Here is a 23,151-nt window from a genome sequence, read left to right as displayed (position 1 = left end):
AATATTTGGTACTTTAACGTGGATTCCTCTGAGCTTCATGCTATAATTCTTAGGATCAAGGTTCTGATAAAAGAGGTGCGGATGTGAGCAGCCTAAAAGTGGCCAAAGCGCTGAATAACAATGTGATTATAGGGATGCATCCCGAGCATGATGAGGTTGTCGTGATTGGAAAAGGAATCGGTTTCAATCGCAGACCCGGCGATCTTATGCCGTTGGATTCAGTTGAAAAATTATTTATATTAAAAAGCCATGAAGAACAGGAGCAATACAAACGGTTGCTTCCTGAGCTGGATGAAAAGCTCATTGAGGTCATCGGTGAGGTGCTTCATCTTGTTCAGCTTCAAGCAAAGAAGCCTCTAAATGAGCACATTCTGATTGCTTTAACTGACCATATCGCTTTTTCCATCAACCGTCATAAACAGGGAATTACGATTCATAATCCGTTTTTGTATGAGACTAGGGAAATATATCCTCAGGAATACAAGATGGCTGAGCAGGCTGTTGCTTTAATCAGGGATAAGATGAATGTAGATCTGGGAGAAGATGAAATCGGATTCGTGGCCCTGCATATTTATAGCGCCATGACAAACCAGCATATCTCCGAGGTTAGGAAGGATTCTCGTCTGATTGCTGATATGGTTCAGGTTGTCGAGACGACACTGGATTATCGTATTCCTCTCCAATCTCTTGATTATTCTCGTCTGCTGACTCATCTGAGGTTTGCGATTGAACGTGTGCGCCGGGGAGAAATTGTGCAGGAGATTTATCGATTGGACAAGCTTTTGAATGAGGAGTATCCGGAAATGTATATGCTGGCCTGGAAGCTCACGAAAATTATGGAGAAAAGACTCCGTAAACCTGTTTATCCGGCTGAGGTTAGTTATTTGACAATGCATCTGCAGCGGTTGTCCCAACGCAAAGAGCAGGGGGAGCAACAAAAAGTGATAAAACCGGAATAAAAAAGTATTGCCTCGCATTTAGTGGGGTGCTATAATCAATTTTGCAATGAGGAAGACAACAACTGAACATTTAACGTGTTACTGATTCGATCAGGCATGAGTTGTTTTAAGTTATGATTGTTTACAGCCTACTGGGGCAAGCTATATCCCAAGGTTGTTTTCAAACATACTTAAATCGGCTCATGCCTTTTTTGTTGTTTTGCCTCTGTTCTAAATTTCAGAGAAGGATGTGGAAGGTATGTTTAAAAAGCTTTTCGGCGTTTTACAGCGTGTCGGTAAAGCATTAATGCTTCCTGTAGCGATTTTGCCAGCTGCGGGGCTTTTATTGGGTATCGGTAACATGCTGGTCAATCCTGATTTTCTCCAGTACATTCCGGCATTAAATGCGGGCTGGGTTCAATCGGTAGCGACGATCATGATGAATGCTGGACAAATCGTTTTTGATAATCTGGCACTGTTGTTCGCAGTCGGCGTAGCCGTCGGTCTGGCAGGCGGTGAAGGTGTAGCAGGTTTGGCTGCGATCATTGGTTACCTCGTAATGAATATTACACTGGGTACAGCCGTGGGTGTAACACCTGGTCTGATTGCTCAAAAAATTCCGGGTTATGCGAACGTGTTGGGGATTCCTACACTTCAAACCGGGGTGTTCGGCGGGATAATCATCGGTATACTGGCCGCGGCCATGTACAATCGCTTTTTCAAAATTGAGCTTCCTTCGTATCTAGGCTTTTTCGCGGGTAAGCGTTTCGTTCCAATTGCAACGGCGGTATCGTCACTGATTGTTGGACTTGCGCTGGTTCTGATCTGGCCTCCAGTTCAACAAGGACTTAACGCAGTATCTCACTTTATGGTGTATTCCAACCCGACTTTGTCGGCATTCCTGTTCGGGGTTATCGAACGCGCGCTGATTCCATTTGGTTTGCATCACATCTGGTATTCACCGTTCTGGTTTGAGTTTGGTGAATATGTTAACAAAGCAGGTCAAACCGTTCACGGTGACCAGCAGATCTTCTTCAGTCAGCTTCGCGACGGAGTGGCGTTGACAGCAAGTACGTTCCAAGTGGGTAAATTCCCATTCATGATGTTCGGTTTGCCAGCAGCAGCGCTTGCGATGTACCATGAAGCAAGACCAGAACACAAAAAATATGTAGCAGGTATCATGGGTTCAGCAGCATTGACTTCGTTCTTGACAGGTATTACGGAGCCACTGGAATTTTCCTTCCTATTCGTAGCTCCACTGCTGTTTGCAGTACACTGTATATTCGCAGGTCTGTCATTTATGACCATGCAAATTTTACATGTCAAAATCGGTATGACCTTCTCAGGCGGCTTTATTGACTTCCTGATTTTCGGGATTATTCCAACCCGTACGCCTTGGTGGTATGTAATTATCGTCGGTCTGATTTTGGCGGTTATTTACTACTTCGGATTCCGATTCATCATACGGAAGTTCAACTTGAAAACACCAGGACGTGAAGAAGCTACAGAAAATGTGGATGGTGCAGCAGTCGGCAGTAGTGACGAGCTTCCGCATAACATTTTGGCAGCTTTCGGCGGTTCCACGAATATCAAGCACCTGGATGCTTGTATTACACGTCTTCGGATCGAAGTTAATGAAAAATCGAACGTTGACAAAGCTCGTCTGAAACAACTTGGCGCATCGGGTGTCCTTGAAGTCGGTAACAACGTACAGGCAATTTTCGGTACACGTTCCGATACCATTAAATCTCAAATGGCTGATATCATGGCTGGACGTACACCTGCACCAACTCCGGCGCAACCTGCTCCACAAGAGGAGAAGGAAGCTGGAGAAGAACAACAAACCATTATTGTAGAAGATATTGTAATGCCTGTTAACGGAGAATTGGTTGATATCTCGACGGTTCCCGATCCGGTATTTGCAGAACGTATGACAGGTGACGGTTTTGCGGTCGTGCCAAATGATGGAACGATTGTGTCCCCTGTTTATGGTAAAGTATTCAATGTATTCCCAAGCAAGCATGCGATTGGTATTCAATCCGATGGCGGTAAAGAAGTGCTTGTTCATATCGGGGTGAATACAGTGAAGCTTAAAGGTCAAGGATTTGACGTTTTGGTGAACGAAGGCGATCTTGTGTCAGCTGGCCAGCCTATTATGAAAGTAGACCTGGAATACGTGAAGGCAAACGCTAAATCCATCATCTCACCTGTCATTTTTACTAACCTTCCAGAAGGTTCTTCGGTAACTTTAAACAAAACTGGAGTATTGAAGGCTGGCGAAGATGGTATAATTACGATAAAATAAACTCTATGTGTTTCGGATTAGTTGATTAGGCGGCTTAGGCCGTCTAATCAATGATCCGGTATGCTGCGTGTAAACAAATATTATCTTTAGGAAAGTGGGAGGAACAAATTATGCAAACAACTTTTAGAATTACGGATGAAGACGGTATCCATGCACGTCCTGCAACTGCGCTGGTAAATACAGCTAACAAATTCAGCGGTGCTGAATCTTTCGCCGAAGCTAACGGTAAAAAAGTAACTTTGAAATCCATTCTGGGTGTATTGTCTCTGGGTCTGGAACAAGGTGATACTATCAACATTATCTGTGAAGGCGCTGAAGCTGCCGAAGCATTGAAAGCTCTTGAAAATGTAATCGTTAACGAAGGGCTGGGCGAAATTCATGCTTAAAATTTCCGGGATTGCCGCTTCGGCAGGCATAGCCATTGCCCGGGCGTTTATCTTGGAGCATCCGAATTACGCTGTAGAGAGACGCGCGGTTGGTGATGTTGAAGCTGAAATCGCAAGATTGGATGCGGCTTTGGTACAATCTCAAACCGAATTGGAATCGATTAAGGAGAAAACGCTTCAGGAGCTGGGAGAGAAAAAAGCAGAAATTTTTGCATCTCACCTGCTCATCTTGAATGATCCTGAATTGATCGATCCGGTTAAAGCTAAAATCAGAGACGAACAGCTTAATGCTGACTATGCTTTGAATGAAGTAGCTACACAGTTCATTTCCATGTTTGAAAACATGAAAAGTGCCTATTTGCAAGAACGCGCATCGGACATGCGTGATGTAACCAAGCGGATCCTGAATCACCTGCTTGGTGTTCATTTTGTTAGTCCTGCAGAAATTGCCGAAGAAACGATTGTGCTTGCAGAAGATTTGACACCTTCCGACACAGCTCAGCTGAACCGTGAATTTGTTAAAGGTTTTGCAACGAATATCGGCGGACGTACTTCGCATTCGGCTATTATGGCTCGCTCACTTGAAATTCCTGCAGTTGTGGGAACGAAAAATATATTGTCTCAAGCTAAAAGCGGCGATTTGATTATCGTTGATGGTTTGGATGGTCACGTATTCGTGAACCCTACCGAAGAGATTGTTGCGGAATACCGTGCTAAACAGGTGGCATACGACAAGCAACGCGAAGAGTGGCGCAAGCTGCGCGGCGAAGCTACGGTTTCTGTCGATGGTGTCCATGTCGAACTGGCAGCCAATATTGGTACACCTAATGATGTAGCTGGTGTTCTGGACAACGGTGGTGAAGGCGTTGGCTTGTACCGTACGGAGTTCTTGTACATGGGACGCGATAAGCTTCCATCCGAAGAAGTACAGTATACGGCGTACAAAACCGTTCTGGAAAGAATGGAAGGTAAACCGGTCGTAGTCCGTACTTTGGATATCGGTGGTGACAAAGAACTTCCTTATCTGGATCTGCCGAAAGAAATGAATCCGTTCCTCGGATTCCGTGCTATTCGTCTGTGTCTGGATCGCCAGGATATTTTCCGCACTCAATTGCGTGCTTTGTTGCGTGCGAGTGTGCATGGTAACCTGCGCATCATGTTCCCAATGATTGCTACGCTGAACGAATTCCGTGAAGCCAAAGCTGTTTTGTTGGAAGAAAAGGAAAAGTTGGTAGCCGAGGGTGTATCCGTATCTGAAGAAATTCAGCTGGGCATCATGGTAGAAATTCCTTCTACAGCGGTATTGGCTGACCAATTCGCAAAAGAAGTGGATTTCTTCAGTATCGGTACAAACGATCTGATTCAATACACAATGGCAGCGGATCGCATGAACGAGCGTGTTTCTTACCTGTATCAACCATACAATCCATCCATTCTGCGTCTGGTGAAAATGGTTATTGATGCTGCTCACCGTGAAGGACGTTGGGTTGGTATGTGTGGCGAAATGGCAGGAGATACAACAGCAATTCCGTTGCTGCTGGGTCTGGGACTTGATGAGTTCAGTATGAGCGCAACTTCCATTCTGCCAGCACGTAGTCAAATTTCCAAGTTGTCCCGTGCGGACATGGAAAAACTGGCTACAAAAGCTCTGGACATGCAAACAGCAGAACAGGTTGTTGAATTGGTTCAAAGCATCGAAGGCTAAGGAAGGGTATTACATTTCAAAGGTTATATCTTTTTCCAACAAAAAATTGCTGTGTACATACAGCAGCCGGTATCTATTTAGATACCGGCTTTTTTGCATGCTTTAAGTAGAATTTGTTTTTAACTGCATGAGCAATTCAGTACAGGTTTGCGGGCTGCGGTAGTTTCGTCCAATCTTGTGACTGGAGTAGTATATGGTGCATTGAGCACCAGCTCAGGGTTTTCTTCTGCTTCCCGAGCAATATGAATCATAGTGTCGACAAAAGCATCAAGTGTTTCCTTACTTTCCGTTTCCGTGGGCTCGATCATGATGCACTCCTCTACATTCAGCGGGAAGTAAATTGTAGGCGGATGGTAGCCGAAATCAAGCAGCCGTTTGGCTACATCAAGCGTGCGCACTCCAAATTTTTTCAAGCCTCGCCCTGACATTACGAATTCGTGTTTGCAATGTCCAGGGTAGGGGAGGTCAAAATGTGGAGCGAGCCGATGCATCATGTAATTGGCATTGAGCACAGCGCATTCCGATACACGCTTTAAGCCATCAGGACCGTAGCTACGGATATAGGCATAGGCACGGACGAGAATACCGAAGTTGCCGTAAAAGGCTTTAACCCGTCCAATCGAATCTCCCTGTTCCCGGTCCCAGCGGTACTTACCCTGCGGATCCCGTGCGACAAGCGGCTTGGGCAAATAAGGGATGAGCCGTTGCTTTACGCCGACAGGCCCAGCGCCGGGGCCACCACCACCGTGCGGGGTACTCATCGTTTTGTGCAAATTGAGATGCACTACGTCGAAGCCCATATCTCCGGGACGGGTAATCCCCATGATGGCGTTGGAGTTCGCTCCGTCATAGTAGAGTAGCCCCCCCGCGTCATGCACGATGGCAGCAATGTCAGTGATTTGCTTCTCGAACAGCCCAAGCGTGTTCGGGTTGGTCAGCATGAGCGCAGCGGTGTCGCTGCCTACGGCTTGACGCAGCGCATCCAGATCCACCAGCCCCTCAGGGGTGGAAGGAAGGGTGACTGTTTCGAAGCCCGCGACGGTTGCGCTGGCGGGGTTCGTTCCGTGCGACGAATCCGGCACGAGCACCTTGGTACGTCGCTCACCACGTGCTTCGTGGTATGAGCGAATCATCATCAGCCCGGTCCATTCGCCATGGGCGCCCGCAGCGGGCTGAAGCGTGACGGCATCCATGCCCGTTAACGCAGCCAAATCATTTTGGAGCGTATGTAGTAGCTCCATGGCACCCTGGATGCTATCCTCGGGCTGGTATGGATGGATTTTGGCGAAGCCTGTATATCGGGCGATATCTTCATTCACCTTCGGATTGTATTTCATCGTACAGGAGCCGAGCGGATAAAATCCGTTGTCCACGCCAAAATTGCGCCGGGACAAGGCGGTATAATGCCGAATAACGTCTACTTCGTATACCTCGGGTAATGCCGCAGGTTCGCTGCGCAGCGCATAATCTGGCAAAAGCTCTGCCACCGGGCGACGGGGAACGTCGCACTCGGGAAGGGAATAGGCGATGCGACCCGGACGGCTCAATTCAAAAATGAGCGCTTGATCGTGTTCCTTCAACAGCCCTTGTTTCTGATCCTGTCCGGTGTGTGTCATAGCAATCCCCCCAAGGTGTGTACAAATTGGTCGATCTCTTCTTTGGTTCTTTGCTCCGTCACGGCAATCAACATGTGACCAGCAAGTTCCTCATAGTCCCGGCCCAAATCGTAGCCAGCGATAAATCCAGCACCTAGCAGCTCGGCCTGGAGTTTGCTCATATCCGTACCCTTAGGCAGTCTAATGGCAAATTCATTAAAGGTCGGTGCGTTAAACGAGGCAGTTACGCCCTTCAAGCTCAGCAATTGTTCTAAAGCATAACGGCTTTTATGCAAATTTAGCTCGGCTACTTCCTGAATCCCCTGTCTACCCATGACAGACAAGTATACAGATGCAGATAAAGCTAGCAACGCTTGATTGGAACAAATGTTAGAGGTGGCCTTTTCGCGGCGGATATGCTGTTCCCGCGCTTGCAAGGTCAGCACGAAGCCGCGTTTACCGTTGCGGTCTGTGGTCTGACCCACAATACGGCCGGGGATACGGCGCATATGTGCCTGAGAAACGGCAAAGTATCCACAAGTCGGACCGCCGAGAGAAGAGGAAATGCCAAGTGGCTGCGCGTCCCCTACCACAATATCCGCGCCCTGTTTGCCGGGTGTCTCCAGCAAGCCAAGTGCCAGTGGGTTGGCACTGACGACCAAAAGACCTTTGTGCGCATGGATGAGGTCAGCCATCGGCTTTAAATTTTCCACGGCTCCGAAAAAGTTGGGGCTTTGGACCAAAACAGCCGCGGTCTGTTCCGATACGGCCGCCGCTAACGCATCAGCATCCGTTACGCCGTCCGAACAGCCAATCTCTACGATGTCCAAATCCAATCCGCGTGCATAGGCTGCCAATACCTGGCGTGCCTCTGGATGGACGGACCTCGATACGATAAGCTGTTTACGGCGGGTAGCTGCGGCGGACAGTGAGCCCGCTTCCGCTAGTGCAGTCGCTCCGTCGTACATGCTGGCATTAGCTACAGCCATGCCCGTCAATTCGCAAATATACGACTGAAATTCGAAAATCGCTTGTAGCTCGCCTTGGCTTACTTCCGGTTGATAGGGGGTGTAGGCTGTGTAAAATTCCGAGCGTGAAGTGATGTGCTGGATGACGGACGGAATATGATGATCATAAATTCCTGCGCCAAGGAAGCTGGCATGTGTGTCTGTATTGGCATTGTGTCCGGCCAGCTCGGCCAAGTGGCGGGTTAAGGCTTTCTCATCGAGTCGAGAAGAAAGAGGGAGTTCCCCTTGATATCGAATGGCCTCTGGAATGTCACTGAATAATTCATCAATGGATGATACACCGACCACACGCAGCATTTCGGTTTGATCCTGTTCAGTCATAGGGAGATAACGATGCTGCTTCATAGGTTCTGGCTCCTTTCGAAAAGCAAAATTTAATCGTAAATGAGCTAATAAAAAGCGTGAGATGGAGAAACCCGGAAGTTCATATATGACATGTATGCTTTATGGAAATGAAGAGAGTTTAAAATCAGCGTGGGCGTTTATAAAAGGGTGCTGCCACCACCTCGGCACGTAGGCGTTTGCCACGAATCTCAACCTCCAACGGTGTGGAGAGGGTGCTAAAACGACTGTCCACCAAGGCGAGGCCCAAATTACGCTTCAAGGTGGGCGACTGAGTCCCCGTTGTGACCTCACCGATGTGTTGACCTTCTGCGAATACCGGATAATGGGCGCGTGGGATACCGCGGTCCATCATTTCCAGCCCGATCAATTTACGAGGAATCCCTTGTTCTTTTTGACGCTGAAGTGCTTCTCTACCGATAAAATCTCCTTTATTCAGCTTGACGAAGAAACCCAGACCGGCTTCGAGTGGTGAAATCGTGGCAGATAACTCCTGTCCGTACAGCGGCAACCGAGCCTCAAAGCGTAGTGTATCCCGGGCACCAAGTCCAGCGGGAACCAGCCCATACGACTCACCGGAACGAAGCAAACCCTCCCATACGGCTGGTGCTTCCGCAGCAGGTACATAAAATTCAAAACCGTCTTCGCCCGTATATCCGGTTCGTGAGACGAGAGCTTTTGCTCCGAACAATGGCACGTCCTCATGGAAGCGGAAAGATGCCAGATTCGTAATATCCGTATCTGCCACGGCTGCGGCAATACGTGCTGCTTCCGGTCCCTGCAACGCCAGCAATGCTATCGCATCAGACACATTCTCCATGTGAACGGATGCAGGTACATGACGAAGTAACCAATCCCAATCCTTATCAATGTTAGAGGCGTTCACAACGAGCATGTAGCGCTCCGGTCCTTTGCAGTAAACAAGCAGGTCGTCTACTACACCTCCATCGGGGTAACAAAGGAGTGAATATTGTGCCTGACCTGGTTCCAACTGGCTGACATCATTCGTGGTCACCCTTTGTAGAAAAGCCTCGGCCTCTTTGCCTTCAACCAAAAACTCACCCATATGCGATACATCGAATAAACCCGCACGTTGCCGGACGGCCTCATGCTCCTTTTGAATGCCGCTAAACTGAACGGGGAGCTCCCAGCCGCCAAAGTCAATACAACGAACCCCAGACTGCGTCCCGTAGGACAAATATAGCGGTGTTCTTCGCAAATTAGTCATTTTTCCACTCCTATCCGGTGTGATCGGCTAAACAAAAAAGACAGGCCGAAAAAGACGTATAGACGGCAGTCTACACTCTTTTTTCAGCTCTGTCCTTGATACCAGAAAGTTACCCCGGTATGTACCGGGTTTCCCCTTGGGTGATCCGCTCCAATAGCGAATGCTCTCCAGAGATGCGTCCGGCAGAGGTCCTTTTGCCTGAGAGATTCACCTGCAATGCAGGTTTACTCCTTCGGCGCTACCTTCGGGATCAACGGTATATTACCTGGCTTTGCAGATAATAACTTGATCCGATTCGCGTGCACAACTGTCTCACAAGCGGCAACAGCTATGCGAATCTTTTTGGCAGTCTCTCCCTCCGCGTTCATCCGCGTTTGCAGTTGTCGGGGTGTTTCCCAAAGCATTTGCTATAAACCATTAATACGCAAATTCATTCAAAATGTCAATAAAAATGTCATCAAAAACAATAGAAAAAACATTTAATATATAAATAAGGATATGTAAGCGTTTGTTATAAGCCATTATATTTTTATATAGTACGCTATATGAGGTGATATGAAGTATTTTTGTTAGTATTATTGACATGAGTGTTCTTGTTGTCATAATCTTAATCTGTCTAATACAGGTGAGCAAAAGCGATTTTATTCATATGGAAGTGAGGGGAACAGGATGGGTGAAGTAAAGCAGCAACTTTGGTATACAGACGAACATGAGTGGGTTCAGCGGACAGAGAATGGAACGGTGCGGATTGGTATTACAGACTTTGCACAGCATCAACTGGGTGATATTGTTTTTGTAGAATTACCTGAGGCGGGAGTAACGATTGAGCAGGGAGCGGAGATCGGTACGATTGAATCGGTGAAGACGGTATCCGACCTTTTTGCTCCGGTGACGGGAACCATATTAAAAGTGAATGAAGCGCTGAAAAGTACGCCTGAGCTAGTGAATGAATCTCCCTATGAAAAAGGTTGGATGATCGAAGTAGAGATGGATAAAGATGTGGAGGAAGCATTGGGCAAGCTACTGTCTGCGGATCAGTATGAGCAGTTGATTTCGGAGTAATAAATGGAGCAATGCAGCATGAAATAACAGCGTGTTATTCGGATGTTATATTGATTTTTAATTGAAAAAGAGCATCGTTAGTTTGCTCGATTTTTGTATAAAATGGTCGCTATGATTTGACGTAGCGGCTATTTTTTTGTCTTTTTTTGAAAACGTAATTACGTGTTTTATTCTGATGTAGAGGGTTGTCCCCATATAAGAATCATACATAATCCAGCACGGTTTTTCGACTAATTTCTATAGCTATAGGTCATATTAAGAAGAATTATGCAGGTATAATACCTTCCCGGATAATTTAAATTTAAATGTTGTCATCAACATTCATGACGAAAGTACGTTTTCATTTCGTTGATGAAGACAGCGCTGTCATTTAGTATGAATTTTAAGAAAAGGTAGTGATGCTTACCTACAAGGAGGATTTGAATATGAGTACATTGGACGCAAAGTCAAGTTCAAAAGGAGGCACTCGTGTCGCCGTACAGCGTTTTGGCCGTTTTCTTAGCGGTATGGTTATGCCCAATATGGGAGCCTTTATTGCGTGGGGGTTGATTACGGCACTCTTTATTCCGACCGGATGGTTCCCGAACGAGGGTTTTGCACAATTGGTTGACCCGATGAAAAATTATTTGTTGCCGCTGCTGATCGGTTATACAGGGGGCACGATGATTCACGGACAGCGTGGCGGTGTGATCGGTGCCATTATGACGATGGGTGTCATAGTGGGGGCCGATATCCCGATGTTCCTAGGCGCGATGGTAGCTGGTCCGCTGGCTGCGTGGATATTGAAGAAGTTCGACAAGGCCATTGAAGGCAAAGTCAGATCAGGCTTTGAAATGCTGGTCAATAATTTTTCGGCCGGGATTATCGGTGCCATTCTAGCACTGCTTGCCCATGTGGCGATCGGCCCGGTTGTACAAATGATCAGTCAAGTGTTGTCGGCAGGGGTACAGTTCCTCGTGAACGCAGGGCTATTGCCGCTTGTCAACCTCATTATTGAGCCCGGAAAAGTATTGTTTCTAAACAACGCGCTGAATCACGGAGTATTAAGTCCGATTGCGTTGGAGGAAGCTGCAAGAACAGGGAAATCCGTACTGTTCATGCTTGAATCGAATCCTGGGCCGGGGCTCGGTATTTTGCTGGCCTACTGTCTGTTCGGTAAAGGTTCTGCGAAGTCGTCGGCTCCTGGAGCGGTCATTATTCATTTTTTCGGCGGGATTCATGAAATTTATTTCCCTTATATTTTGATGAAGCCGATTCTGATTCTTGCAGCTATAGCTGGGGGCGTTGTGGGGACCTTCTGTTTCATGTTGACAGGTGCCGGACTGGTTGCTGCTCCTTCACCGGGCAGCATCATCGCCTATTTTCTAATGACGCCAAAAGGCGGATATTTGCCAATGCTGAGCGGGGTAATCGCTGCTGCGGTCGTATCCTTTGCTGTAGCCGCAGTGTTACTCAAGACTGGTAAGCAACAAGAAGAGGGGCTGGAGGAAGCTGCATCCCGCCTGCAAGATATGAAAAATCAAAGCAAGAGTGCAAGTGCTAACGCCACTGTAATGGAAGATAACCACGAGTCTGATCGTGCTGCCGAGATTGTCGCAGATCGAACACTCAAGGATAAATCCGAAGTGAACAAGATTGTCTTTTCCTGTGATGCAGGTATGGGTTCAAGTGCTATGGGAGCCTCAATTTTACGCAAAAAAATGAAGCAGGCGGGTGTAGGCGTGACAGTTACGAATACGGCAATCAGTGAAATTCCACAGGATGCGGATATTGTCATTACGCAAAAAACGTTGACAGACCGGGCTAAAACAGTAGCTCCGAATGCTGAGCACATTTCCATTGACAATTTTCTGAAGAGCCCTGAATACGAAGCGCTGGTTGAACGTCTGCAATCCGATTCTTAATCCCCGTCGTAGTCAGGCAGACTGTATGCAGTGTACGTCTCCTGCTGGAGGGATGAGCTTGGGAAGGAACGGTATGCGCTTATGAATATTACGAAACGACAACGTGACATCGTGGAATATCTTCTGGAGCAGTCCAAAGAGGTTACGGCCGGGGAAATTGCCACGAAGATCAATGTCAGCACAAGGACGGTTCATCGGGAACTGGGCGCAGTCGAGCATTGGCTGGCAGCTCATGAGGTGAAGCTGGAGAAAAAGTCAGGGATCGGTATTGGTATAGATGCTGACCCAGCTCAGCTTGCATGCCTGCGAAAGCAATTGTTGCATACGAAGTCAGACGAATATTCGGCTGAGGAGAGAAAGATCGTGGTTCTCTGCATGCTGCTGGATACACGGGAGCCGATCAAGCTGCTGGCGCTGGCTTCAGATCTGAAAGTCACGGTAACTACGGTCAGTCATGATCTGGACGAATTGCAAGGCTGGATTGGCGAACGTGGACTCATGCTTGTGCGCAGACGGGGGTACGGGGTCGAGATTACAGGGCGGGAGACAGACAAAAGACGGGCGATTTCCGAGCTGGCTCTCGAATATTTGGATGAATCCGATCTGTTTTCAGCCCGCGAAGAACTTCGTCCTGTAACCCGTGTTGCCGACAAGTTGCTGGAGATGATTGGCAGAGATAACCTGCTGATCGTGGAAAAGGCCCTCTGGCAACCCCATGAAAAATGGCTGGAAAACATGGTCGAAAGCAAGTATATGGAGCTGCTGATTCAAATTTGTGTTTCGCTGGCACGCCTACGACTCGGGTATGTTATGGATTCTCTTCTCTCGTATTTAAAAACAGATTCGGATGAAAATATCATGCTTCGCACAGCTATGGTGGAACGCATATGCACGGAGTTGTCAGAGGCGCTGGATATTGAATTTCCGGAGCCGGAACGATCTTATCTCAGGCTGCTGTTTCGTGATGCCGAGGATCACTCTACCCGACTACTACCGTTGGATGATCTTGTACTGTTGGAGTCGGTTCATGAGTTGATTCGCCGTGTGGAGGAAGAGACAGGCACACCATTGGAAGAGGACCGTGTTCTGCGTGAAGGACTGATTGCTCATATGGCTCCGGTATTCAAACGTTTGAAGGAAGGCAGGCCAATTCGTAACCCTCTCCTTCAGCAAATCCGCAAGGATTACAGCAGCTTATTCGAATCAGTGAAAAAGGCAGCGGCGAGCATGACAGAAATGAAAGTGCCTGATGAAGAGATCGGATTTCTCGTCATGCATTTCGGCGCTTCGCTGGAGCGGCTGCGACAATTACGGCGGGAGGTGCGGGCCATTGTAGTCTGCACGAGCGGCATTGGATCATCCAGACTTCTGGCAACAAGGCTCGCCAAAGAGCTGCCACAGATCAAAATTGTGGATAGGGCTTCATGGTACGAGGCGGCGCGGATTCCCAAGGAGGATTATGATCTGATCATTTCGACAGTAGAGCTACCGCTTGAACCAGATCGGTATCTTAAGATCAGCCCGCTGCTGACAGAAGAGGAGAGTGACCGTCTGCGTCATTTCATCCAGCATATTACACTCCATGATCTCAATGATCATCAGCAGGAACAGGCTGTTCTGCCCGGCCAGGACATGGAGTGGCTTACCGGTCTACGGAAAAGTCTCGAGGAAATTGTACACATTGTACAGCAATTTCAAGTGTATTCGCTGGAAAATCAGGGGATGGATATGGCGGCGACCGTAGAGGCGATATGCATGTTGGAGGCGGGGCGGGGGAATGTTACAGAGCCTTCTGCGGTTGCTGCACAGCTCATGGAAAGAGAGCGCCAAGGTAGTCAGGTGATTTCTGATACCTCCATTGCTTTAGTTCATACGCGCAGCCACTATATTCGCAAGCCTTCGCTTACCTTGTATAAGCTGGCAGAGCCGCTGTTGGCGGATACAGGCGAACAGGTAGAATGCGTGCTGCTCATGTTGGGACCTCGTGAGCTGCCGAGAGAAAGCTTGGAGGTATTGAGCGAGATTAGTGCATTACTCTTGCAGGAAGACATGGTTACGCTACTGGAACACGGTAGCAGGGATCATATTGTCAATTATATATCGAGTGAGCTGGCTGAATTTTTCCACAGTAAATTAGGGACAGGGAGGAACCTACCGTGAGTATTATGACGATAGACAAAGTAAAAATGAACGCAACCGCCAAAGACAAATATGAGGCGATTCGTATGGCTGGACAAATCCTGCTGGATGCAGGGCATATTTCAAGTGAGTACATTGACAAGATGCTGGAACGCGAGGAGATCGTGTCCACCTATATCGGGAACGGGCTGGCTATTCCACATGGCACCAAGGAATCCAAGATGCTTATTCAATCCACAGGCATCTCCATCGTTCAGTTCCCGCAAGGCATAGATTTTGGGGAAGAAAAAGCATACATGGTGATCGGCATTGCAGCACAAGGTGGCGATCATATGGAGATTTTGACGAGTATCGCTGTGGTGTGTGCGGAGGAAGAAAATATGGATATACTTCGCAACGCGGTGACCCCACAGGAAATTATAGATCTGTTCGAAAGTGAGCTGGAGCTATGAGAGCCGTCCACTTTGGAGCAGGAAATATCGGTCGCGGCTTTATCGGATTGATTCTGTCGCGTGCAGGCTATGAGGTTGTCTTTTCAGATGTTAACGACACCCTTGTATCCGAGTTACGTCGTCGTAAACAATACACCGTAGAGTTAGCCAATGATACAAAGGATACGGAGCTGGTCACGAATGTGACGGCAATTGACGGCAAGGATGCAGCGGCTGTAGCCGATGCAGTAGACCACGCTGAACTCGTAACGACCGCAGTAGGTGTCAGCATCCTCAAGCACATTGCAGCAGGCATTGCGGAGGGAATCAAGCGGCGGGTAGAGCGAGGAGCAAGGCCGCTGCATGTGATTGCCTGTGAAAATGCAATCGGAGGCAGCGCACAACTGAAAGAGCATGTTTTTGCGCTATTGGATGAGGCGACCCGTGCCAAGGCTGAGGCTGCGGTGTATTTTCCAAATGCTGCTGTAGACCGGATTGTGCCGATCCAGCACCACGAGGACCCGCTACATGTGCAGGTAGAACCATTTTACGAGTGGGTTGTGGATCGTTCGCAAATGGCACCTGAGCATGAAGAAATCGAAGGTATCCTGTACGTGCAGGATCTAGAGCCTTATATTGAACGAAAGCTGTTCACGGTGAATACGGGGCATTGCGTGGCAGCCTATCTTGGTTATACTGCAGGTTATGCTACCATTCAGGAGGCCATGAAGGATAGCAAGGTGGTGGATTCGATACAAGGGTCGCTGGAGGAAACGGGAGCGGTGCTTGTGAAGCGCTTCGGTTTGGATCAAGGGGAGCATAGGAAGTACATCTCTAAAATTTTGGATCGCTTCCGCAACCCTAATCTAATAGACGATGTTACTCGGGTCGGACGTTCGCCGTTGCGCAAGCTGTCTCCCAATGATCGTCTTGTACGTCCCGCGCTGCAAGCGCAGGAGTATGGCATCCCGACGGATCATCTGGCGTTAGGAATGGCTGCTGCCTGCAAATTTGATATTACGGAAGACCCCGAGGCAGTCGAGCTTCAGCAGGTGATTCGTAGCGAAGGACTGGGTGTGGCGCTGACGCGTTATACTTCCATAACCGCAGATCATCCGTTACATCGGCAGATATTGGAGCAATATGATATTATAAATTCATAAAACAACGTATAATTAACATCAACTTTCGATAATCCTCTTGAAGACAAAGCATCCACATCAACACTAACGTGTTCTGTAGAGATGTGATTCAAGAGGATTTTTATATGCGTGATTTACATCACATAACAACCTGCTTAAATTGTTTATATTGATAATGATTATCATTATCTATAAAATGAAATCATTACTATTATAACTATTAGGGAGGATTATAGTGAAACCGATCTATATTACCTTAGGGTTTTTATTTTTGGCGCTTGGAGTTATTGGTGTAGTGCTTCCGTTGCTACCGACTACACCGTTTCTGCTGCTAGCGACCTTTTTCTTTATGCGGGGGTCCGAAAGGATTCACCAATGGTTTTCGAATACCTCTCTGTACCAAAAGCATCTAGAGAGTTTTGTTCAAACTAGGTCGTTGAAGCTGTCTACGAAAATCACGACATTGGGCTTAGCCTCAGCGATGCTGATTACAGGTTTTATTTTCACCCCTAATGTGTGGGGCAAAGCGCTCATCGTCTTGGTCATCCTTTTTAAATATTATTACTTTATATTCCGAATCGGAACAGTGAGAAACGCTGCAGCAGAAATAACGCCATCATCTTCACCTGCACCTACTCCAAAAAAAAGATCTAAAATGGTCGACAGCCGTCTGCTCAGCCTAGTGGAACATTCTCGGAAATATATCGTGTTGGGTGTGCTAGTGCAGTGGATCGGTCTTTTGGGGAGTATAGCCGCTGTGTTGTCTATGGCCTTTGTTATGCAGCAGGCATGGGAAGGACAAGTGACTCGTAAGCTGATTCTATCTATGACGGTCATTGTTATTGCTGCTATTGCAGTTCGCTGCCTGAGCAATTATGCAGCCAGTATGTTATCCTATCGGGCTTCGGTAAATGCTAAAAAAACGCTGCGCTCGCAAATTTACGGCAAGTTGCTGAAGATGGGACCCGCATATACAGATCATACCTCCACCTCGGGGGTTATTCAGGTTGCTGTAGAAGGGGTCGAGCAGCTTGAAACCTATTTCGGTAGATACATGCCTCAGCTATTTTACAGTCTGCTTGCCCCCGTAACGTTGTTCATCACCCTCTCTTTTGTCAGCTTCAAAGCAGCCATTATACTATTGATCTGCGTTCCCTTAATTCCAGTGTCGATCATTGTCATTATGAGGATGGCTAAAAAGCTGTTTCGGAAATATTGGGGCAGTTATGTCAACCTGGGCCACAGCTTTTTAGAGAATGTACAAGGTCTGACTACGCTCAAAATGTACGGAACAGACCAGGATAAACATCAGGAAATGAACACAGCAGCTGAGGATTTTCGCAAAATGACGATGAAAGTGCTGACTATGCAGCTTAACTCCGTGGCTATTATGGATCTTATCGCATTTGGTGGTGCCGCTGCGGGTGTACTAGTCGCGGTAAGCGAATATTCTTCAGGCCATATTGGCTTGGCGGGAGCAATCATCATTGTTTTGCTGTCGGCAGAATTTTTCATTCCTCTACGTTTGTTGGGTTCTTATTTTCATATCGCCATGAACGGAATGGCAGCAAGTGACAAAATATTCCAGATGTTGAGTACAGAGGATCTTATACAAGGACAAAAAAGCATAGAAACCACAGATATTCGACTGGAACAGGTGAGTTTCGCCTACGACGAAAGAGATACCTTACGAAATATATCCATGGATATTCCCCAGGGCAGCTTGGTATCCATTGTTGGGGAATCAGGCTCTGGTAAAAGTACGGTAGCCGGATTGGTCGTTGGGCATCACGAGGGGTATCGAGGAAGCCTGATGATTGGAGGAACCGAGCTTACCGATATTTCGGAAGAAAGCCGCATGCGTCACATGACCTGGATCGGTTTTAACAGCTATATTTTTAAAGGTACAGTGGAATCAAATTTAAAAATGGGCAATGAGCTCGCGGATGAGCAACAAATGCTGGAAGCTTTGCGACAAGTGAAGCTGTATGATTTTATCCTCTCAGAAGGAGGACTGGAAGCAGAATTGGAAGAGCAGGGAGCGAATCTGTCAGGAGGACAGCGCCAACGGCTAGCACTAGCCAGAGCATTGCTGCATGATAGTCGTGTGTACATTTTTGACGAAGCCACCTCTAACATTGACAGTGAAAGTGAGGAAGGCATTATGGAGGTTATACATGCGCTGGCAGGTCAAAAAACAGTGATTCTTATCTCTCACAGACTGGAAAATGTAGTTCAATCTGACTGTATCTATGTGCTGCAAAACGGTTTGGTGGCAGAATCCGGAACGCATCATGAGCTGTTGAGCCAGCAGGGACATTATGCAGAGATGTATCTCAGTCAACACCGGGTAGAGCAGTTTGTAAAAGGAGGGGCTGTACATGCGTAGACACGGATTACGGATCATGGGCCAATTATTAGTATTGGCGGGACCTCTTTTACCTGTGCTGCTCATAACGATTGTTACAGGAGTGCTTGGTTTTGTTTGTGCTATTGGCATTATAGTGTTTGGAGCCCTAGCTCTGCTTACAGCAATGGGCATCACGACAGGCTACACCATGTCGTTTTTGCTGACGGCGATCGTGGTTTGTGCCGTACTGCGCGGCGTATTCCGTTATGGCGAGCAAATGAGTGGTCATTATCTCGCTTTCAAGCTACTGGCTGTACTGCGTGATAAGGTCCTTCAAGCTCTGCGAAGACTCGCTCCAGCCAAATTGGAAGGTAAGGACAAGGGGAATCTGATCTCACTCATTACAAGTGATATTGAGCTACTGGAAGTATTTTATGCGCATACGATAGCGCCTGTTATGATCGGCATCATCACTTCGCTGCTCATGGTATTTTTTATTGGTTCTTATGAGCCTCTATTAGGCTGGCTTGCTGCGCTTGCTTACCTAACTGTCGGTTTATTTATTCCCTTACTCACGTCACGTATGGGCAAACGTCAGGGGATGGAATACCGAAGCAGCTTTGGCAAGCTGAGCAGTTATTTTTTGGACAGCTTACGGGGGATGAAGGAAATTGTGCAATATGGGCAAGGAGAACAACGTTTGAATGAGATTAACCGTCGTACGGATCAATTGGATGCCAAGCAGAAGGACTTAAAGCATCACGAAGGTATCACAAGAGCGATCACAGATGCGGCTGTAGTTGGATTCTCATTCTTGATGCTGCTTGCTGGATTGTACGGTATGTCTAATGGTCAGGTTGACTTTACAGGTATGCTAATTTCTGTCATTGCGCTGTTTAGTTCATTTGGTCCGGTCGTTGCACTGAGCAATTTGTCCAACAATTTGCTTCAAACGCTGGCGAGTGGGGAACGCGTGTTGAGTCTACTGGAGGAAACCCCGGAGGTAGAGGAAAATATTGAAGGGATGAGCGTTGCCTTTACTGGGGCACGAGTAGACAAGGTGACTTTTGCATACGATGGTCAAACCGTGCTGAATGATGTAAGTCTCACGATACCGCATAAGCGGATTTTAGGCATTCAGGGTAAAAGCGGATCAGGCAAGTCTACGCTGCTGAAGTTGCTGATGCGATTTAGGGACCCGCAGCAAGGTGCAATTTTGCTATCCGGACACGATTTGAAGGAAATTGGGACCCGACATTTGAGAGGCTTACAGAGCTATGTCGACCAGCATACGTTCCTGTTTGATGATTCAATTGCAGCTAATATCAAAATCGGAAAGCCTGATGCTACACATGAGCAGGTTGTGGAAGCAGCGCGTAAGGCATCCGTGCACGATTTTATTATGACCTTGCCTCAAGGGTATGACAGCCGAGTTGGAGAATTGGGGGACAGGCTGTCTGGTGGAGAACGTCAACGCTTGGGGCTGGCCAGAGCCTTTGTCCATGATGCGCCTCTCTCACTGCTCGACGAACCAACCAGCAATTTGGACAGCCTGAACGAAGCGATTATTTTAAAATCCTTAAAGGAACAGCAGCAAGATAAAACGATTGTGCTTGTTTCGCACCGAAGTTCTACCATGCGGATTGCAGACGATATTTTTGAAATGGATAACCGTAGATTGTCCTGACTTTTCTAACGTGTTTTTTAACGTACTTATTTAGCGATAAGTGATGAAAGCTAGGAAATTATTGTTATACTCAGAGGGCAAAAGCTGTAGCCTGTTCATAGTTTTGTCATAAACTGGAGTGTGCGTTGAAATGGAAGCGTCATCCTTATTTAAATCATCCAGCTTTTCAAGCTTGTCTTATTTTGATAGCCTATTAGGTGAAGATTTTATAAAATCCTGAGGTATATTGACAAGTCATAAACATCATAAATGATGGATGAACAGAGGCTGTAAGCCGATGTACAGAAATGGGTGGTGAACAGGAATGTCAGATTTCAATCAGCTCAAGGAGCTTGAGCACACAACATATCCCATATATGAAGGCTATGATTTGGGTCTTACTTATACGCCTGCGGGCAGCAAGTTCAAGGTATGGGCACCGACTGCGCAGCAAGTCCATATAGCATTGTATAACGATGCGGGGATGTACGATCAGGAAGGGAACGTTCAGGAGCACGGCGGGGGTCAGGAATTTCTCATGAGCCGTGATGATCAAGGTGTATGGTCTATAGAGCTGGAAGGTGACTGGAACAAATATTATTACATGTACAGGCTGGAGTGGCCAGACAATACCATTCATTATGCTGCCGATCCATATGCCACAGGGGTATCAGCCAACGGGCAGCGTACAGCGATCATTGATTTGGCTCAAACCAACCCGGACGGATGGGAATTGGATGCGGGGCCTACACTTAAGCGGCCGACGGATGCCATTCTCTATGAGCTTCATGTGCGTGATTTCTCGATGAATCCCCATTTTAATACAGGGAAAAAAGATTTATCTGCTGCTCAGGGACGGTTTGAGGCCTTCACGTATACGGGATTGAAGGATACTGAGGGGAACAGCATCGGGCTGGATCATCTGCTGGAGCTGGGCATTACACATGTTCATTTGCTTCCAGTGGCTGATTTTCATACGGTGAATGACTTTGCGGAGTTAGAAACTGAATATAACTGGGGCTATGATCCGCAACATTATAATGTGCCGGAGGGGTCTTATTCTTCCAATCCGGCTGATCCGGAGATACGTATACGAGAGCTGAAACTGCTGGTACAGTCTTTGCATACTGCTGGCATCGGTGTCATTATGGACGTTGTGTACAACCATACTTATTCAGTGGAACAGGGCCCATTTGAGCCTGTTGTACCTGGATATTATTACCGCACGGATGAACATGGGCAGCTTACCAATGGCTCAGGTGTAGGTAATGAGGTGGCAACCGAACGTCCGATGGTGCGCAAGTATATCAAGGATTCATTACGCTATTGGGCAGAGGAATATCATATAGACGGCTTTCGATTTGATCTGATGGGTCTGATTGATACCCCAACCGTGGTGCAGCTTACGCAAGAACTTCGCTCTGAAGTGCGTTCGGATCTGCTTATCTATGGTGAGCCTTGGACGGGAGGAGAATCTCCGCAACCCTTGCTTACGCTAAAAGGAACGCAACGCGACAAAGGTTTTGCTGTTTTTAACGACAACTACCGTTCTGCTATTAAGGGGGATAGCGACGGTACTGGGAGCGGGTTTGCCACGGGGGCGGAACATCAGGAGGAACAGGTACTCAAAGGTGCTTTTGGGGCTATTCATGATTTCACAGCTCAGCCATCGGAGACCGTCAATTATGTAACTGCCCACGATAATCTCAATCTGTGGGATAAAATTTTGACGGTAAGACATTTGCGGGAGCACTGTCGTTTTCCACAATGGGAGCAGGGAAAGCCACAGGATGGGAGGACACCTGAACAAGCTGTTGCCGAAGCAGACCCGTATTGGGAACTGGATGAAAATAACCTGCTAGAGGACGAAACCGTACGAAAGTCCCTATTGGCTAACGGCATGGTACTCACATCTCAAGGTATTCCTTTTATTCATGCAGGGGATGAACTGCTGCGCTCCAAATATGGAGACCATAATAGCTACCGAAGCTCAGATGTGGTGAATGCCATCCATTGGGATAACAAGGCGAGGTTCCGCCCAGTGTTTGATTACTACCAAGGCTTAATTGCTTTGCGACGCAGCCACCCGGCATTCCGAATGGATCATCGTGAGCTGGTGGAGCAGCATATGGAGGTGCTGCAAAGCAGTGGGCATGTGGTGGCTTTTGCTTTGAGGCACCATGCTAACGGCGATGCTTGGAATCATATTGTGGTGATTTATAACGGCTCGGATATGGAGCAGACGATAGTATTGCCTGCCGAATCGGATCGTTGGCATGTGGTTGTGGACGCACATGGGGCTGGTAATGAGATACGCTATGAAGTAGTAGGACATCGTGTGACCGTATCGCGCTGGTCGATGATGGTGTTATATGATCAGGAAGAACCTGCACGAGTCTCTTTTGTGACTGAACAAGATCAGGCTAATCGTCAGGCGGAGAACGAATTAGAAGACTCGGATGAGGGAACAGATCAAGAAATTGCAGGTACAGCTATGACGTTGACAGGTGTGCAGCTTGGAAACGATAGTGAAGTCGCTCCATTTCGTACGATTGAACTGATCTACGAGCGTGCAGATCGGCAATACACTGGCTGGAACGTATGGGTATGGGGAACGGGGCACCGCGACGGACATGTCGAATTCCGTGATTTGGATGATGGTCGTGCAGTAGCGCGTATTCAGGTGGCTCCTGATATACAGCGAATCGGCTACATTGTCCGGCTTAATCACTGGGATGCCAAGGATGTTGATGCAGATCGATATATTGATATAGACCCGAACCAGTCTGTGATGCAGGTATTGATTCATAGTGGCAGAGAAGAATATCTGTTACTGGTAAATGATAATCGGGCCGGGTAGACTTGTATGCTTGGTCGCTATATACACACGAAAGTAGCATTTTTCGATCATTTCGAGAAATGCTATTTTT

At 47.4% G+C, this 23,151-nt stretch carries 15 protein-coding genes and 1 riboswitch; of the genes, 12 read left to right on the top strand and 3 right to left on the bottom strand.

Features of this window, described 5'->3' with window-relative positions:
• Positions 1–83 precede the first annotated feature (83 nt).
• The 4 genes from glcT to ptsP all read left to right on the top strand — a co-directional run bounded on the left by glcT (position 84) and on the right by ptsP (position 5,334).
• Positions 84–959 carry a glucose PTS transporter transcription antiterminator GlcT gene (gene glcT, locus AC5ELV_RS13655; RefSeq protein ID WP_493430638.1) on the top strand — a complete coding sequence of 292 codons (876 nt, stop codon included), beginning with the start codon at positions 84–86 and terminating at the stop codon, positions 957–959.
• Between the two features lie 238 nt (positions 960–1,197).
• The gene (gene ptsG / locus AC5ELV_RS13650; RefSeq protein WP_493430637.1) at positions 1,198–3,243 is read left to right on the top strand and encodes a glucose-specific PTS transporter subunit IIBC; all 2,046 of its coding nucleotides are present in this window, start codon (positions 1,198–1,200) and stop codon (positions 3,241–3,243) included.
• A 110-nt stretch (positions 3,244–3,353) separates the two neighbouring features.
• The gene (locus AC5ELV_RS13645; RefSeq protein ID WP_007431597.1) at positions 3,354–3,629 is read left to right on the top strand and encodes an HPr family phosphocarrier protein; all 276 of its coding nucleotides are present in this window, start codon (positions 3,354–3,356) and stop codon (positions 3,627–3,629) included.
• Entirely contained in the window at positions 3,622–5,334 is a 1,713-nt protein-coding gene (gene ptsP, locus AC5ELV_RS13640; protein WP_103049341.1) for a phosphoenolpyruvate--protein phosphotransferase, read from the top strand. The genes AC5ELV_RS13645 and ptsP overlap by 8 nt, the downstream gene beginning before the upstream one ends.
• A gap of 119 nt (positions 5,335–5,453) precedes the next feature.
• Here ptsP and gcvPB read toward each other — a convergent pair whose 3' ends face one another.
• The 3 genes from gcvPB to gcvT form a co-directional block, all read right to left on the bottom strand.
• Positions 5,454–6,950: an aminomethyl-transferring glycine dehydrogenase subunit GcvPB gene (gene gcvPB / locus AC5ELV_RS13635; protein ID WP_493430636.1), complete on the bottom strand. Its 1,497-nt coding sequence runs from the start codon at positions 6,948–6,950 to the stop codon at positions 5,454–5,456.
• Positions 6,947–8,302 (bottom strand): aminomethyl-transferring glycine dehydrogenase subunit GcvPA, encoded by a 1,356-nt coding sequence (gene gcvPA, locus AC5ELV_RS13630; RefSeq protein WP_493430635.1) that lies wholly within the window; start codon positions 8,300–8,302, stop codon positions 6,947–6,949. The genes gcvPB and gcvPA overlap by 4 nt, the downstream gene beginning before the upstream one ends.
• 124 nt (positions 8,303–8,426) lie before the next feature.
• Positions 8,427–9,527, bottom strand: coding sequence for a glycine cleavage system aminomethyltransferase GcvT (gene gcvT / locus AC5ELV_RS13625; RefSeq protein ID WP_493430634.1), 1,101 nt, complete (start codon positions 9,525–9,527; stop codon positions 8,427–8,429).
• 176 nt (positions 9,528–9,703) lie between these two features.
• Positions 9,704–9,802, bottom strand: a riboswitch (glycine riboswitch).
• A gap of 394 nt (positions 9,803–10,196) precedes the next feature.
• Between gcvT and gcvH the strand changes: the two genes are divergently transcribed.
• From gcvH to pulA, 8 genes are all read left to right on the top strand, one after another.
• A complete protein-coding gene (gene gcvH, locus AC5ELV_RS13620; RefSeq protein ID WP_493430633.1) occupies positions 10,197–10,589 on the top strand; it encodes a glycine cleavage system protein GcvH in 393 nt (130 codons plus the stop codon).
• A gap of 425 nt (positions 10,590–11,014) precedes the next feature.
• Complete coding sequence (locus AC5ELV_RS13615; protein WP_493430632.1) at positions 11,015–12,493, top strand: PTS mannitol transporter subunit IIBC; 1,479 nt, start codon at positions 11,015–11,017, stop codon at positions 12,491–12,493.
• 81 nt (positions 12,494–12,574) lie between these two features.
• Positions 12,575–14,653, top strand: coding sequence for a BglG family transcription antiterminator (locus tag AC5ELV_RS13610; RefSeq protein ID WP_493430631.1), 2,079 nt, complete (start codon positions 12,575–12,577; stop codon positions 14,651–14,653).
• Positions 14,650–15,084 carry a PTS mannitol transporter subunit IIA gene (locus tag AC5ELV_RS13605; protein WP_493430630.1) on the top strand — a complete coding sequence of 145 codons (435 nt, stop codon included), beginning with the start codon at positions 14,650–14,652 and terminating at the stop codon, positions 15,082–15,084. Before AC5ELV_RS13610 ends, AC5ELV_RS13605 begins: the two co-directional genes overlap by 4 nt.
• Positions 15,081–16,226, top strand: coding sequence for a mannitol-1-phosphate 5-dehydrogenase (locus AC5ELV_RS13600; RefSeq protein WP_493430629.1), 1,146 nt, complete (start codon positions 15,081–15,083; stop codon positions 16,224–16,226). The genes AC5ELV_RS13605 and AC5ELV_RS13600 overlap by 4 nt, the downstream gene beginning before the upstream one ends.
• A 214-nt stretch (positions 16,227–16,440) precedes the next feature.
• On the top strand, positions 16,441–18,594 hold the full coding sequence (locus AC5ELV_RS13595) for a DUF454 family protein (protein ID WP_493430628.1): 2,154 nt from the start codon (positions 16,441–16,443) through the stop codon (positions 18,592–18,594).
• Entirely contained in the window at positions 18,587–20,242 is a 1,656-nt protein-coding gene (locus tag AC5ELV_RS13590) for an amino acid ABC transporter ATP-binding/permease protein (protein ID WP_493430627.1), read from the top strand. Before AC5ELV_RS13595 ends, AC5ELV_RS13590 begins: the two co-directional genes overlap by 8 nt.
• Before the next feature lie 304 nt (positions 20,243–20,546).
• Positions 20,547–23,081, top strand: a complete 2,535-nt coding sequence (pulA, locus tag AC5ELV_RS13585) for a type I pullulanase (protein WP_493430626.1) — start codon at positions 20,547–20,549, stop codon at positions 23,079–23,081.
• The last annotated feature ends 70 nt before the right edge of the window (positions 23,082–23,151 follow it).

The sequence above is a fragment of the Paenibacillus sp. NMA1017 genome (assembly GCF_058895805.1).
The sequence above is the reverse complement of the archived record's forward strand: the minus strand, read 5'-3'. Positions and strand labels throughout refer to the sequence as shown.

Bases quoted from the DNA above. Each gene is read 5' to 3' on its own strand.
- ptsG (WP_493430637.1), top strand. From the start codon at position 1,198: ATGTTTAAAAAGCTTTTCGGCGTTTTACAGCGTGTCGGTAAAGCATTA.
- AC5ELV_RS13645 (WP_007431597.1), top strand. From the start codon at position 3,354: ATGCAAACAACTTTTAGAATTACGGATGAAGACGGTATCCATGCACGT.
- ptsP (WP_103049341.1), top strand. From the start codon at position 3,622: ATGCTTAAAATTTCCGGGATTGCCGCTTCGGCAGGCATAGCCATTGCC.
- gcvPB (WP_493430636.1), bottom strand. From the start codon at position 6,950: ATGACACACACCGGACAGGATCAGAAACAAGGGCTGTTGAAGGAACAC.
- gcvPA (WP_493430635.1), bottom strand. From the start codon at position 8,302: ATGAAGCAGCATCGTTATCTCCCTATGACTGAACAGGATCAAACCGAA.
- gcvT (WP_493430634.1), bottom strand. From the start codon at position 9,527: ATGACTAATTTGCGAAGAACACCGCTATATTTGTCCTACGGGACGCAG.
- gcvH (WP_493430633.1), top strand. From the start codon at position 10,197: ATGGGTGAAGTAAAGCAGCAACTTTGGTATACAGACGAACATGAGTGG.
- AC5ELV_RS13615 (WP_493430632.1), top strand. From the start codon at position 11,015: ATGAGTACATTGGACGCAAAGTCAAGTTCAAAAGGAGGCACTCGTGTC.
- AC5ELV_RS13610 (WP_493430631.1), top strand. From the start codon at position 12,575: ATGAATATTACGAAACGACAACGTGACATCGTGGAATATCTTCTGGAG.
- AC5ELV_RS13600 (WP_493430629.1), top strand. From the start codon at position 15,081: ATGAGAGCCGTCCACTTTGGAGCAGGAAATATCGGTCGCGGCTTTATC.
- AC5ELV_RS13590 (WP_493430627.1), top strand. From the start codon at position 18,587: ATGCGTAGACACGGATTACGGATCATGGGCCAATTATTAGTATTGGCG.
- pulA (WP_493430626.1), top strand. From the start codon at position 20,547: ATGTCAGATTTCAATCAGCTCAAGGAGCTTGAGCACACAACATATCCC.